This is a genomic window from Burkholderia sp. LAS2 (genome assembly GCF_018417615.1).
GTDB lineage: Bacteria > Pseudomonadota > Gammaproteobacteria > Burkholderiales > Burkholderiaceae > Burkholderia > Burkholderia sola.
On sequence record NZ_CP071053.1, the window covers coordinates 733,333 to 747,319 of the forward strand.

Here is a 13,987-nt window from a genome sequence, read left to right on the forward strand (position 1 = left end):
GGCGACACGATGCGGTTGCGTTTCTGGACGATCGGCGCGGCGCTGGCCGCCACGCTGTTCGCCGCCGCGTTCGCGGTGGGTTATGCGAATCCGGCGGTGCCGGCAGGCGGCGCGTTCGACGATCTGAATCGCGGCCGCGCGCTCGCGCCGCTCGGTTCGGAGCGCGAGTGCAAGCGCTATTCGGGGCTGCCGGCGAAGTGGCGCGACGATCCGAAGGCGGGCATGGTGCACTTGCGCGGCGGCGCGTTCGTGTTCGGCAGCACGCGCGGCTATGCGGACGAGCGTCCGGCCGGCGACGGCGCGACGCGCGTCGGCGGCTTCTGGATCGACCAGACCGACGTGACGATCGCGCAGTTCGCAGCCTTCGTGCAGGCGACCGGTTACGTGACCGAGGCCGAGCAGCAGGGCGGGGCGGCGGTGTTCCATGTGCCGACGCGCGACGAGATGAATGCACGCGACCTCGCGTGGTGGTCGTGGGTGAAGGGCGCGTCGTGGCGGCATCCGCGCGGGCCCGGCAGCGACGTGGACGGGCTTGGCAACCTGCCGGTGACGCTCGTCACGCAGCGCGATGCGCTCGCGTATGCGCACTGGCTCGGCCGCGACCTGCCGAACGAGGCCGAATGGGAATACGCGGGCAAGGCCGGCCGCGACGACGCGTCGCTCGATGCGGCGCCGCGCGACGCCAACGGCAAGCCGGCCGCGAACTACTGGCAGGGCGCGTTTCCGGTGCTCGACTCGGCCGAGGACGGTCACGCGGGGCTGGCGCCCGTCGGCTGCTATGCGGCGAACGGCTTTCGTCTTTACGACATGATCGGCAACGCATGGGAATGGACGAAGGATGCGTACACGGGCCCGCATCAGTCGCATACGAACGGCGACACCGCAGCCGTCGCACCGTCGACGCGCCGGCACGATACGCCGATGGTCATCAAGGGCGGCTCGTTCCTGTGTTCGCGCGATTACTGCGTGCGCTATCGCGCGTCGTCGCGCGAACAGCAGGAAGCGGATCTCGGCGCATCGCATATCGGGTTTCGCACGATCCTGAGGGACGCGTCGTGACCGCGGGCATCGGGCGATTCGTTTCGGCGTGGCTGCTGGCTGCCTGCGCGGTGATGCAGCAGGGTTCGGCGATGGCTGTCGAAGCCGCCGCACGTGCCGCACCGGCAGTGCGCGTCGGCGTCACGCGCGGCGTGCATGCGCAGATCCTCGACGAAGTGAAGAAGGCGGCCGCCGCGCGCGGGCTGGGCGTCGACGTCGTCGAATTCGACGATGCGTCGCGCATCGACACGGCGCTGGCCGACGGGCGGATCGACGCGGCCAGCTTCGAGGATGCGCAGCGCCTGAGCGCCACGCGCGCGGCGAAAGGCTATGCGCTGACCGCCGTCGCGCCGACGGTCACGCTGCCGATGGCATTCTATTCGCGCAAGCTGAAGAACCTGAACGAACTGCAACCGGGCGCGACGGTCGCGCTGCCCGCCGATCCGCGCGGGATGGCGCGCTCGCTCGTGCTGCTGCAGAACGACACGCTGGTGACGCTGCGCGAAAAAGCCGGCCTGCATGCGACGCTGCGCGACGTGACGGGCAACCGGCTCGCGCTGAAATTCGCCACGCTGCGCCGCGACCGGCTTTACGCGGCGCTCGACACGGCCGCATTCGTCGCGATCGACAGCGACGACGCGGCCCGCGCCGGGCTGCAGCCCGCGCGCGACAGCATCAGCCTCGAGGACGCCCGCTCGCCGTATGCGAACGTGCTCACGGTGCGCGACGCCGATCGTGCGAAGCCGTGGGTCGCGCAGCTCGTCGCCGCGTATCACTCGGACGACGTCGCGCGCTTCATCCTCACGCGCTACCAGGATTCGGTGCGGCGGCCGTGGTAGACACCTACCTGCTCGCGTGCAACGCGTGCGGACGCTGCTGCAACAGCGCGCCGACGCTGTCGTTGCGCGAACTGTTCCGGCATCGGCACCGCTTCGTCGGCGCGTTGACGATTCGTCGCGTGCCGAAGCGGCGGATCGGCGAACGCTGGCAGGCGGGCGGGCGCGAGCACACGCTCGATGCGGACGACGTCGCGGCCGCCGATGCGCTGGCGGACCGGCTGTTTCATCGCGGCGGCGGCGTGCACGGCGAATGGCTCGCGCTGACGCTGCAAGGCTACGACTATCCGTCGCTCGGCCGTTGCGCGGCGCTCGCCGACGACGGCCGCTGCGGCGTGCACGCGAACAAGCCGTCGATCTGCCGCGCGGTGCCGCTCGATCCGATGCTGCCCGACCGGTTGCAGGCCCGCGTGCTTGCGGCACGACACGACGATGCGGCGTGGCTCGGCGCGAACTGCATCGTCGAGGCCGGGAGCGTGCAATCCACAAACGAATCGTCGTTCCCGATTCCGCTGGTGACGGCCGGGCAGGTCGCGGATCGTGCGGCGCTCGACGCGTATCGCGATGCGCTCGTATTCGAGCGCGCGGTGTGGCGCGACGCCGTATTCGCGTCGCTGACCGACGGCGGGCAGGACCTGCGCGATGCGCTGTCGCGGCTGGCGCCCGGCGGCTACCTGACCGTGTCGATCGTGCCGGTCCTGCTCGTCGTCGCTCAGGTATCCGCGCATTGCCGCGCGCTGTGCGTCGACTTCATCGACGCGCAGTTGGCGTTGATCGGCGCGAACGTCGAAGCGGCGCTCGCGCGTCGACGGTCCGACGACCGGCCGGCGACGCACGAATTGCGTGGCTTCGCGCAGGCGCTGGAACGGGCGCGACAAGCGCTCGCAGCCATGCCGTCACCCACTGCCGCCACGCGCGACGATGCGTCATGGATCGACGCGTGGCTCGACGATCGCGCCGCCGCCGCTCCGCTCGCCGCTTGACGACGATCGCGGCACGCCGTGCGTGCCTTACACTTGGCGCTCTTTCATCGTGGCAGAGTGAGCGGGCATGTACGCGTCGACCTTCATTTTTCGTGCCGGGCAGTACGACGACGAATTCCACCGGCTCGACCGGCAGATCGCCGACATGGCGCGCGCGACGCCCGGTTATCTCGGCGAGGAAACGTGGGAGAACGCGGAAGCCGGCTTGATCCAGAATATCTACTACTGGGAATCCGAGGCGGCGCTGCGGCAGTTGATCCAGCATCCCGCGCATCTCGAAGCCAAGGCGAAGCAGGCGCGCTGGCTGGACGGGTATCGTGTCGTGATTTCGCAGGTGCTTCGCGAGTACGGCGACGGCAAGCTGACGCCGTCGCGTGCGGAGCCCTCCGCGTAACGGTCGCCGGTCACGCGGTCGCGCCGGTCTCTCCCGGCGTGGCCGGTTCGCGCGCCGCGCGCTCCCAGATCGGGAACGTCGCGTTCTGGATCGACGTCTGCGCGTCGATGACCTTGCGGTGGTCGATGCCGGGCAGGTCGAGCAATCGGTCGACCGCCGCCTTCGCGCCTTCGGCATCCTGCGGAAAGGCACACGCGAACTGCTTGTTCGTATCGAACAGGATCCACCAGACATCCGACACGAACGGCCCCTGGTCGTTGGTTTCGATCAGGATCGCGCCGAGGTCGGACAGCGCGATGCCGCGTGTCGTCCCGGTCTGATCGGTCGACGCGATGCGCGTATCGGTTGCCGTCACGGTCCAGCCGCGCTGCCGGGCAGGCGGACGCGTCGATGCCGGCGCGGCATTCGGCCGGGCCAGGCCGCCGGTGCCGGTGACAGCATCGTTCGGTACGACCCCATCCACGGCGCCGACGGCACCGCTTCGCGTCACGCCATCCTGCCGCTCGCGCCCGTCGATCCACGGCAGCGCGGCGGCGCCCACCATCGCCGCGATCCACAAGTAGTACCCGGCCCCGAACGTGCGGATCGTTTCGTAGTTCGCATCGGTCGGGATCGTATGCCAGCCGAGCGCAAAGACGACGACCACGGCCAGTAGCGCCGACACGGTACGGCTCGGCCTGAGCAGCGCGACGACGAGCAGCGGGTTGCCGAGCCACGCGAATTGCAGGTCGAGGATCGCGAGCGGCCCGAGCGCGAGCACGGTGTAGCCGTGCAACCAGCTTACCGCGCCGACCGCATTCGGCGGTTCGGCCGCGACGGGCAGCAGCAGCGACGCGACATACAGCGCGACGATCACGACGCGCGCGAGGTTCAGGCGGGACGAAGTGGAGCGGATCTGCATGTTGCCTTCTCGTGGTGCACGATCATGCGAAGCGACGAATGCCGGACGGCCGGGCGGTCATTCACGATGCGCGGCGCCGATGTGGCGACGCGCCGATCGCGATTGTGGGCGATTCGCGCGGCGATGTCGAACGTGCGTCATCCAGCGCGTCGGGGTCAAAGCGCTTCGACCAGCAAGCGCGTGCTCTTTTCGCAATACTCGTGACACGCCGCCCGCGCGGCGATCGACGCACCGTGCACGAACCGCGGCGCGTCCGTTCGCCGCGACATCGACACGACGATCGACGGCGGCGACGGCTGCAGCGGCAGCTCGACGACTTCGCCGCTTTCGATCAGCGCATCGACGAACAGCACCGGAATCGCGGCGACGCCGAAACCGTCGCGCACCAGTTGCACGATCACCGAGATCGATGGCGACCCGGTGATGCGCGTCTCCGACAGCGGCACGCCGTGCGCATGCGCGAGCGTGCGGACGATGTCTTCCAGCGCGCGATGGGGCGCGGTGCCGCGCCCGTAGGTGAGGATCGGCTGGCGCAGCACCTGCCGCGCGAGGCCGGTGCGCGTGTTCGGCAGCAGCCCGGCGCGCGCGATCCAGCGCACCGGGTAGTTCGCGAGCGCGTCGCACACGACCGACGCCTCGTCGCTGCCTTCCACGCGAATGATCAGGTCGAGTTCTCCGGCCATCAGCCGGCGCTGCAGCACGACGCTGACGTCGACGGTCAGGTCGATTTCCAGTTGCGGGTAGTCGGCCGCGAGCCGCCGCATGTAATGCGGTAGCCAGCTGTGCACGACCGTCTCGATCACGCCGAGCCGCAGCTTGCCGCGCAGCGCACGCTCGCCGGACGCGGCGGCCTGCAGTTCCTGCGTCGCCTCGACGACGGCCTTCGCATAGCCGAGCAGGTATTCGCCGTTCGGCGTGAGCCGGAACGCGCGGCTGTCGCGATCGACGAGTACGGTATGCAGTTCGTCCTCGAGCGCCTTCAGGCGCTGCGAGATCGCGGCCGGCGTCGCGTGCAGCGCGGCCGCGGTCGTGCGGAAGTTGCGCAGCTTCGCGAGCATGACGAAGGTTTCGAGAAAACGCGTGTTCATGGCAGTCGGGCGAGCAATGGATGCGCAGCTTGCCGGCGACGAAAAGTGAACGGGACCGGGGAAAACCCGCAGACCCGTTAAGAAATTCTATACAACGGGCGCAAAAAAACTCGTTGGCGACAAAATTTTTTCCTTTCTATTCTTCGCCATATCCGATGACACACCACCGTCATCGCCCCGCCATCCCGATCTGCGACCGACCATCATGACGCCTTCCGAATTCCGCCAGTCCGTGCGCCGCGGCGCGTTCCGCGGCCCGACCGCCGGCCATTGCGGCCCGTTTGCCCAGGCGAACCTCGCGATCCTGCCCGACGCGTATGCGCACGATTTCCTGCGCTTCTGCCAGGCGAACCCGAAGGCCTGCCCGCTGCTGGGCGTCGGCGAACCGGGTGCGTTCCGGATCGCCGCGCTCGGCGAGGATCTCGACATCCGCACCGACGTGCCGAGCTACAACGTATATAGGGACGGCCGCCTGACCGAGCAGGTCGAATCGCTCGAAGCGCTGTGGCGCGACGATTTCGTCGTATTTGCGATCGGCTGCTCGTTCTCGTTCGAGGACATGCTCGCCCGCGAAGGGATCGGGTTGCGCCACGTCGAGGAGGGGCGCAACGTGCCGATGTACCGCACGTCGATCGCGAACCGCCGCGCGGGGATTTTCGGCGGCCAGCTGGTCGTGTCGATGCGGCCGCTGCGCGGCGCCGACGCGATCCGCGCGGTGCAGATCACGAGCCGGTTTCCGGGCGTGCACGGCGCGCCGATCCATATCGGCCATCCGCGGGAACTCGGCATCGAGGATCTGGACGCGCCCGAATTCGGCGACGCGGTGACGATCCGCGACGGCGAGCTGCCGGTGTTCTGGGCGTGCGGCGTGACGCCGCAAACCGCGCTGATGGACGCGAAGCTGCCGATCGCGATCGCGCATACGCCCGGCCACATGCTGATGACCGACATCACGAACGCGTCGCTGGCCGTGTTCTGACCCGCCGGCCCCGCACGCGACACACCTACGACAGACACACAGCACCACACGCCATTTGATCGGCGCACAACGACAGGAGTACCACCATGGAAAGCAAGACCTTCGCGGCGAGCGCCGCCGAGCCCGCGAGCCGCGAGCGCAGCGGCCTGTTCTCGTGGTACGCGGATGCGCAACCGCGCGAACGCCGCGCGTTCTGGAGCTGCAAGGTCGGCTACATGCTCGACGGGATGGACACGCAGATGCTGTCGTTCGTGATCCCGACGCTCGTCGCGACCTGGGGCATCTCGTTGGCCGACGCAGGCTTCATCGGCACGATCACGCTGCTCGCGTCGGCGCTCGGCGGCTGGATCGCCGGCATCCTGTCCGACCGGATCGGCCGCGTACGCACGCTGCAGCTCACGGTGATGTGGTTCGCGGTGTTCACCGCGCTGTGCGGGCTCGCGCAGAACTATCACCAACTGGTCGCGGCGCGCGCGCTGATGGGCTTCGGCTTCGGCGGCGAATGGACGGCCGGCGCGGTGCTGATCGGCGAAGTGATCCGCGCGCGCGACCGCGGCAGGGCGGTCGGCCTCGTGCAGTCGGGCTGGGCGATCGGCTGGGGGCTGTGCGCGCTGCTGTATGCGCTGCTGTTCTCGGTGCTGCCGGCCGAGCAGGCGTGGCGCGCGCTGTTCCTCGTCGGCCTCGCGCCCGCACTGCTGGTCGTCGCGATCCGCCGCTACGTGAAGGAGCCGGATGTCTACGAGAAGGAGAAGGCCGCGCAGGCGCAAGTGGCCGATGCGCCGAGCCTCACCGAGATCTTCGCGCCGAAGCTGATCACGACGACGCTGCGCGCGGCGCTGCTGACGACCGGCGCGCAGGGCGGCTACTACGCGATCACGACGTGGCTGCCGACCTTCCTGAAGACCGAGCGGCACCTGACGGTGATGGGCACCGGCGGCTATCTCGCGATGATCATCTTCGGTTCGTGGGTCGGCTACCTGACGAGCGCGTACCTGACCGACCGCCTCGGCCGCAAGCCGAACTTCATCCTGTTCGCGGTCGGCTCGATGGTGATCGCGTTCGCGTACACGTCGCTGAACCTGACCAACGCGTCGATGCTGTGGCTCGGCTTCCCGCTCGGCTTCTTCGCATCGGGCATCTTCTCGGGGATGGGCGCGTTCCTCACCGAGTTGTTCCCGACCCGCGTGCGCGGCTCCGGCCAGGGCTTTTGCTACAACGTGGGCCGCGCGATCGGCGCGCTGTTCCCGTTCCTGATCGGCGCGCTGTCCAAGCAGTACGGGCTCGGCACGAGCATCGGCATCTTCGCGGTCGCCGCGTACGGCGTGGTGATCGTCGCCGCGCTGACACTGCCCGAGACCCGCGGCCGCGAACTCGACGCCGCCTGACCGACGGCAGCGGCGGGGCCGTCGGCCCCGCGCTTTTTTCCCTTTTCATCGACACCGTGACACGGCGTGCGACGCGCGCCGTGCGGCGGCGCTCGTCCCTCGATTCAACGACGCATCGACCGACATCATGACTGACCGACACCTTTCCTCCGTTCCCTCCGACGCCGCGCGCTGGCAATTCTGGATCGACCGCGGCGGCACGTTCACCGACATCGTCGCGCGGCGGCCCGACGGCACGCTCGTCACGCACAAGCTGCTGTCGGAGAACCCCGAGCAGTACCAAGACGCGGCCGTGGCCGGCATCCGCCACCTGCTCGGCCTCGCGGCCGGCGAGCCGATCACGCCCGCGCAGGTCGACATGGTGAAGATGGGCACGACGGTCGCGACCAACGCGCTGCTCGAACGCAAGGGCGAACGCACCGCGCTTGCGACGACGCGCGGTTTTCGCGACGTGCTGCGTATCGCGTACCAGAACCGGCCGCGCCTGTTCGATCTCGACATCGCGCTGCCCGACGCGCTGTACGAGACGGTCGTCGAGATCGACGAGCGCGTCGGCGCGCACGGCGACGTGGCCGTGCCGCTCGATGTTCAGGGTGCCGAAGTGTCGTTGCGTCGCGTGTTCGACAGCGGCGTGCGTGCGCTCGCGATCGTGCTGATCCACGGCTATCGCCATACCGCGCACGAACGGATGCTGGCGACGCTCGCGCGCCGCATCGGTTTCACGCAGGTGTCGGTGTCGCACGAGGTGTCGCCGCTGATGAAGATGGTGTCGCGCGGCGATACGACCGTGGTCGACGCATACCTGTCGCCGATCCTGCGCCGCTACGTCGAGCAGGTCGCGCACGAGATGCCCGGCGTGAACCTGCAGTTCATGCAGAGCAGCGGCGGCCTCACGCGCGCCGACGCGTTCCAGGGCAAGGATGCGATCCTGTCGGGCCCGGCCGGCGGCATCGTCGGGATGGTGCGCGCGGCGCGTGCGGCCGGCTTCGAGCAGGTGATCGGCTTCGACATGGGCGGCACGTCGACCGACGTGTCGCACTACAACGGCGAATTCGAGCGCGTGTTCGAGACGCAGGTGGCCGGCGTGCGGATGCGCGCGCCGATGATGAGCATCCACACGGTCGCGGCCGGCGGCGGTTCGGTGCTCGGCTTCGACGGCGCGCGGCTGCGCGTCGGACCCGAATCGGCCGGCGCGAACCCGGGGCCGGCGGCGTACCGGCGCGGCGGCCCGCTGACGGTGACCGACTGCAACGTGATGCTCGGCAAGATCCAGCCCGATCATTTCCCGCGCGTGTTCGGCCCGCATGCGGACCAGCCGCTCGATCGCGACGGCGTGGTCGCGAAGTTCGCGGCGCTCGCCGACGAGATCCACGCGGCGACCGGCCGGCGCGAGACGCCCGAGGCGCTCGCCGAAGGATTCCTGGAGATCGCGATCGGCAGCATGGCGAACGCGATCAAGAAGATCTCCGTGCAGCGCGGCCACGACGTGTCGCGCTACGTGCTGACGACGTTCGGTGGCGCGGGCGGCCAGCACGCGTGCGGCGTGGCCGATGCGCTCGGGATGACGCAGGTGTTCGCGCATCCGCTCGCGGGCGTGCTGTCCGCATACGGGATGGGCCTCGCCGACCAGACCGCGATGCGCGAGCGCGCGGTGGAAGCCGTGTTGTCCGACGAATCGCTGACGGCGCTGAACGCGGCGCTCGACCGGCTGGCCGACGAGGCCATCGGCGCGCTGCTCGAACAGGGTGTGCCGCCGGAGCGGATCACGACCGAGCGACGTGTGCACCTGCGCTACCAGGGCACCGATTCGGCGCTCGACGTGCCGGCCGGCTCGGTCGCGGCGATGCAGCAGGCGTTCGAAACCGCATATCGGCAGCGCTACGCGTTCCTGATGCCCGGCACGCCGCTCGTCGCCGAGCTGGCGTCGGTCGAGGCGATCGGCCGCTCGGACGCGCCGGTCGACATCGCGCCGCTCGCACCGCGCGAGGCGGGCGCGGCGCCGCAAGCGCACGCGGCCGTGCGCTTTTATTCCGGCGGCCAGTGGCACGACGCGGCGCTGGTCGTGCGCGACACGCTGCGCGCCGGCGACGCGATCGACGGCCCCGCGATCGTCGCGGAGCAGAACGGCACGACCGTCGTCGAACCTGGTTGGCGCGCGGAGATGACCCCACAGGGCAATCTCGTGCTGACGCGCACAACGCCGCTGCCGACGCGCCGCTCGCTCGGCACCGACGCCGATCCGGTGCGGCTCGAGATCTTCAACAACCTGTTCATGTCGATCGCCGAGCAGATGGGGCTGCGGCTGCAGAACACCGCGTACTCGGTGAACATCAAGGAGCGGCTCGACTTCTCGTGCGCGATCTTCGACGGCGACGGCAACCTGATCGCGAACGCACCGCACATGCCCGTGCATCTCGGCTCGATGGGCGAGAGCATCCGCACGGTGATCGAGCGCAACCGCGGCCGCATGCGCGACGGCGACGTGTTCATGCTGAACGACCCGTACCACGGCGGCACGCACCTGCCGGACGTGACGGTCATCACGCCGGTGTTCGCGGACGGCGCCGACGCGCCGCTGTTTTACGTCGGCTCGCGCGGCCACCACGCGGACATCGGCGGCACGACGCCGGGCTCGATGCCGCCCGATTCGACCCATATCGACGAGGAAGGCGTGCTGATCGACAACTGGCAGCTCGTGTCGGCCGGCGTGCTGCGCGATGCCGAGACGCGCGCGCTGCTGGCATCCGGCCGCTATCCGGCGCGCAACGTCGAGCAGAACATGGCCGACCTGCGCGCGCAGGTCGCCGCGAACCAGAAGGGCGTCGACGAGCTGCGCCGGATGGTCGCGCAGTTCGGCCGCGACGTCGTGCTCGCGTTCATGACGCACGTGCAGGACAACGCCGAAGAAGCGGTGCGGCGCGTGATCGGCGCGCTGCAGGACGGCGCTTACCGCTATCCGCTCGACAACGGCGCGGAGATTCGCGTCGCGATCCGCGTGGATCGCGCGGCGCGGTGCGCGGAGATCGATTTCACCGGCACGTCCGCGCAGCTCGACAACAACTTCAACGCGCCGAAGGCCGTCTGCATGGCGGCGGTGCTGTACGTGTTCCGCACGCTCGTCGGCGACGACATTCCGCTGAACGCCGGCTGCCTGAAGCCGCTGACCGTGATCGTGCCGGCCCGCTCGATGCTGAATCCCGACTACCCGGCGGCCGTCGTGTCGGGCAACGTCGAGACGTCGTCGGCGATCACCAACGCGCTGTACGGCGCGCTCGGCTGCGTCGCGTCGAGCCAGGGAACGATGAACAACTTCACGTTCGGTAACGATCGAGTCCAGTACTACGAGACGATCGCGGGCGGCAGCGGCGCGGGCGACGGCTTCGCGGGCGTCGCCGCGGTGCAGACGCACATGACGAACTCGCGGCTCACCGATCCCGAGGTGCTCGAATGGCGCTACCCGGTGCGGCTCGATTCGCACCGGATCCGCGCGGGCTCGGGCGGCGGTGGGCGCTGGCGCGGCGGCGACGGCGCGGTGCGGCGGATCCGCTTCCTCGAGCCGATGACCGCGTCGATCCTGTCGAACAACCGGGTCCACGCGCCGTTCGGCGCGGCGGGCGGCGAAGCCGGCGCGCTCGGCCGCAACACGATCGAGCGGGCGGACGGCACGGTCGAGGCGCTCGACCACATCGGCCGCGCGCAGATGGCGCCCGGCGACGTGTTCGTCGTCGAAACGCCGGGCGGCGGCGGCTACGGCGCGGCAGGCTGAGCCCGCGCCCCCCCCCCCCGGGGGGGGGGGGGGGGGGGGGGGGCCCACGGGGGCGGGCGGAGGATATTGCAACGAACTGTGGAATAAAGCCGCGTATTCGCGCACGAACGGAATCAAAAAACACGGGAAACTGCGGATCACGGGATCCGATTCGACCCTGCCGCCACAGGCTCCCGAAAGATCAGGCCCCATATCGATGGACCGGCCCCGAACGCCCGCCCGGCGGGGCTTTGGGGCCTGGCACGCCGCTCCCGATGCGCACCGCCCCGTGCGCGCATTCGCCAGCCGCCAATCATGAAAACTCCGGTCTGCCAATCGAGTCCCGATTCCTTGACACACTTCTCTAAATGTGAGTGCAAATCTTCATTGTCATTTGATAAGATGGCTCTCATCATTCCGTAAGGCAGAACCTGCGCGCATCACGCGCGAACGCCGGTCGCATCAGCTGCAAACAAGTACGGGACGAGGCCGCTGTCACGGCAATCACGGCCGCCCTGCGGGGCACGTGCGTCGCGGCCCGGGAAGGCGGTGGGGTCACTCGCCTCCGTCTACACTGTGCGTTTTTTTTGGATCGGGGCGTGTCCATGGATGACGAAAACGATAGCGCGGTGCTCGAGGCGCACGTCGGTACGCGCAGCCCCTGCTGGCGTCTCGGCAGCGACAGCAATGCACTCGAACTGGCCGCGGTCCGCGGGCTGACCAACGTCGCGGTCGCGCTGACGGTCGAACAGGCCGGCCGCATCCGTGCGCTGACCGGCGTCACGTCGCACCTCGTGCTCGACATCGTGCTGTTCGGCAGCACGGTCAGCCTCCACCTCGTCGGCAGGAAGGTCAATACGGTCGACTGGGCCGGCACGGCGTCCGCCTATTCCGATACCGAGTCCGTCGCCGGCGACCTGTCGCACGGGCTCGCGTTCGCCGAGCAGGTCGTGTCGGAAGTGAATTCGCTCGTCGTGATCCTCGATCGCAACGGGATGGTGCAGCGCTTCAACCGCCTGTGCGAGGAAGTGACCGGCAAGCGCGAGGTCGACGTGATCGGCCGCAGCGCGTTCGAGCTGTTCATGAGCCCGGAGCAGGGCGCGCAGTCGCGCACCAACATCACGGGCTTCTTCGCGAGCAACCAGTCGTTCGCGGTCGAGCGCTACATCAATACGGTCAACGGGCCGCGCCTGTTCCAGTTCCGCAACAAGTTCGTGCAGAGCGGCAGCGGCGTCGAAGAGCAGTTCCTGATCTGCTCGGGCATCGACATCACCGAGGAGCGCAACGCGCAGCAGCGGCTCACCGAACTCGCGAACACCGACGTGCTCACCGGGTTGCCGAACCGCCATGCGATCAGCGAGCGCATCCACGCGGCGATCGTGCAGGAGGACGCCAATACGCGCGGCCAGGTCGGCATCCTGTTCCTCGATCTCGACAACTTCAAGCGCGTCAACGATCACTACGGGCACATCACCGGCGACCGCCTGCTGCAGGACGTGTCGGCGATCATCAACGGCTGCCTGCCGTCGGGCGCGACGCTCGCGCGGCTCGGCGGCGACGAATTCCTCGTGCTGTTCGAACACGGCACGCGCCCGCTGCTCGAAGCGACCGCGCAGATCATCCTCGAACGGCTGCGCACGCCGATCCATCTCGGGCTGATGGAGGTCTACACGAGCTGCTCGATCGGCATCGCGATGTACCCGCAGCACGGCGATTCGCTCGAGACGCTGATCCGCTGCGCCGACACCGCGATGTACGTCGCGAAGGAGGAAGGCAAGCATACGTATCGCGTGTTCTCGCTCGAGATGAACCAGAAGGTCGCGAAGTACATGTGGCTCGACACGAACCTGCGCAAGGCGCTCGAGGAAGAGCAGTTCGTGCTGTACTACCAGCCGGTCGTCGACATCGCGACGGGCGACGTGCACGGCGTCGAGGCGCTGATCCGCTGGCAGTCGCCCGATCGCGGGCTCGTCGCGCCGATCGAGTTCATCCGTTTCGCGGAAGAGTCGGGGCTGATCGCGCCGCTCGGGCGCTGGGTGATGCGCACCGCGGCCGCGCAGGCCGCCGCGTGGAAAGCGAAGGGGCTCGGCATCCGGATCGCGGTGAACGTGTCCGCTCGGCAGTTGCAGGACATGAACATCGTCCATCAGTTCGCGTCGATTCTCGATGGCGCGGGGCTGAAGCCCGGCCTGCTCGACATCGAGCTGACCGAGAGCTGCTTCATCGAGGACGAGGAGGCGGCCATCGGGCTGATGCGGCAGTTCCGCCAGCTCGGCGCGGAGATCCATCTCGACGATTTCGGCACCGGCTATTCGTCGCTGTCGCAGTTGTCGCGTCTGCCGCTCGACGCGATCAAGCTCGATCGCACCTTCATCACGGCCATCGACCGCAACCCGCGCTCGCAGGCGCTGGTGCACTCGGTCGTGTCGCTCGCGAAGGCGCTGAATTTCGCGGTGGTCGCCGAAGGCGTCGAAACGCATGCGGAAGCCGAATTCCTCAAGCAGCTCGACGTCGATCACGCGCAGGGCTACTACTACGCGCGGCCGATGCCGGCGCAGGCGTTCGAGGCGTGGCTCGCGGAGACGAGAAAGCTCAGGCTGATCGCTTGAGCGTCGTTCCGGAAAAAGGCGCCGCCGGC

Annotated in this window: 10 protein-coding genes; 8 read left to right on the forward strand and 2 right to left on the reverse strand. The window is 68.9% G+C overall.

What is annotated here, in order from left to right; translation table 11 throughout:
• The first annotated feature begins 9 nt into the window (after window positions 1–9).
• The 4 genes from JYG37_RS23695 to JYG37_RS23710 all read left to right on the forward strand — a co-directional run bounded on the left by JYG37_RS23695 (window position 10) and on the right by JYG37_RS23710 (window position 3,251).
• Window positions 10–1,059: a formylglycine-generating enzyme family protein gene (locus JYG37_RS23695; RefSeq protein WP_050017239.1), complete on the forward strand. Its 1,050-nt coding sequence runs from the start codon at window positions 10–12 to the stop codon at window positions 1,057–1,059.
• On the forward strand, window positions 1,056–1,877 hold the full coding sequence (locus tag JYG37_RS23700; RefSeq protein WP_213346548.1) for a MetQ/NlpA family lipoprotein: 822 nt from the start codon (window positions 1,056–1,058) through the stop codon (window positions 1,875–1,877). The genes JYG37_RS23695 and JYG37_RS23700 overlap by 4 nt, the downstream gene beginning before the upstream one ends.
• On the forward strand, window positions 1,871–2,857 hold the full coding sequence (locus tag JYG37_RS23705; protein WP_050017238.1) for a YkgJ family cysteine cluster protein: 987 nt from the start codon (window positions 1,871–1,873) through the stop codon (window positions 2,855–2,857). The genes JYG37_RS23700 and JYG37_RS23705 overlap by 7 nt, the downstream gene beginning before the upstream one ends.
• Window positions 2,858–2,924: 67 nt before the next feature.
• Window positions 2,925–3,251, forward strand: coding sequence for an antibiotic biosynthesis monooxygenase family protein (locus JYG37_RS23710; RefSeq protein WP_050017237.1), 327 nt, complete (start codon window positions 2,925–2,927; stop codon window positions 3,249–3,251).
• A 10-nt stretch (window positions 3,252–3,261) separates the two neighbouring features.
• Here the strand turns inward: JYG37_RS23710 and JYG37_RS23715 are convergent, their stop codons facing one another.
• Together JYG37_RS23715 and JYG37_RS23720 are read right to left on the reverse strand one after the other, a co-directional pair.
• Window positions 3,262–4,152, reverse strand: coding sequence for a hypothetical protein (locus JYG37_RS23715; protein WP_124679491.1), 891 nt, complete (start codon window positions 4,150–4,152; stop codon window positions 3,262–3,264).
• Between the two features lie 155 nt (window positions 4,153–4,307).
• A complete protein-coding gene (locus JYG37_RS23720) occupies window positions 4,308–5,240 on the reverse strand; it encodes a LysR family transcriptional regulator (RefSeq protein ID WP_050017235.1) in 933 nt (310 codons plus the stop codon).
• 205 nt (window positions 5,241–5,445) lie between these two features.
• Between JYG37_RS23720 and JYG37_RS23725 the strand changes: the two genes are divergently transcribed.
• The 4 genes from JYG37_RS23725 (at window position 5,446) to pdeR (ending at window position 13,958) form a co-directional block, all read left to right on the forward strand.
• Window positions 5,446–6,219, forward strand: a complete 774-nt coding sequence (locus tag JYG37_RS23725; RefSeq protein WP_050017234.1) for a putative hydro-lyase — start codon at window positions 5,446–5,448, stop codon at window positions 6,217–6,219.
• An 86-nt stretch (window positions 6,220–6,305) separates the two neighbouring features.
• Window positions 6,306–7,604 (forward strand): MFS transporter, encoded by a 1,299-nt coding sequence (locus JYG37_RS23730; RefSeq protein WP_213346550.1) that lies wholly within the window; start codon window positions 6,306–6,308, stop codon window positions 7,602–7,604.
• A gap of 127 nt (window positions 7,605–7,731) precedes the next feature.
• Window positions 7,732–11,370 (forward strand): hydantoinase B/oxoprolinase family protein, encoded by a 3,639-nt coding sequence (locus tag JYG37_RS23735; protein WP_213346552.1) that lies wholly within the window; start codon window positions 7,732–7,734, stop codon window positions 11,368–11,370.
• A gap of 584 nt (window positions 11,371–11,954) precedes the next feature.
• Window positions 11,955–13,958 carry a cyclic di-GMP phosphodiesterase gene (gene pdeR, locus JYG37_RS23740; protein WP_213346554.1) on the forward strand — a complete coding sequence of 668 codons (2,004 nt, stop codon included), beginning with the start codon at window positions 11,955–11,957 and terminating at the stop codon, window positions 13,956–13,958.
• The last annotated feature ends 29 nt before the right edge of the window (window positions 13,959–13,987 follow it).

Coding starts and splice junctions, on each gene's coding strand:
- JYG37_RS23725 (WP_050017234.1), top strand. CDS start 5,446: ATGACGCCTTCCGAATTCCGCCAGTCCGTGCGCCGCGGCGCGTTCCGC.
- JYG37_RS23710 (WP_050017237.1), top strand. CDS start 2,925: ATGTACGCGTCGACCTTCATTTTTCGTGCCGGGCAGTACGACGACGAA.
- JYG37_RS23720 (WP_050017235.1), bottom strand. CDS start 5,240: ATGAACACGCGTTTTCTCGAAACCTTCGTCATGCTCGCGAAGCTGCGC.
- pdeR (WP_213346554.1), top strand. CDS start 11,955: ATGGATGACGAAAACGATAGCGCGGTGCTCGAGGCGCACGTCGGTACG.
- JYG37_RS23695 (WP_050017239.1), top strand. CDS start 10: ATGCGGTTGCGTTTCTGGACGATCGGCGCGGCGCTGGCCGCCACGCTG.
- JYG37_RS23715 (WP_124679491.1), bottom strand. CDS start 4,152: ATGCAGATCCGCTCCACTTCGTCCCGCCTGAACCTCGCGCGCGTCGTG.
- JYG37_RS23735 (WP_213346552.1), top strand. CDS start 7,732: ATGACTGACCGACACCTTTCCTCCGTTCCCTCCGACGCCGCGCGCTGG.
- JYG37_RS23730 (WP_213346550.1), top strand. CDS start 6,306: ATGGAAAGCAAGACCTTCGCGGCGAGCGCCGCCGAGCCCGCGAGCCGC.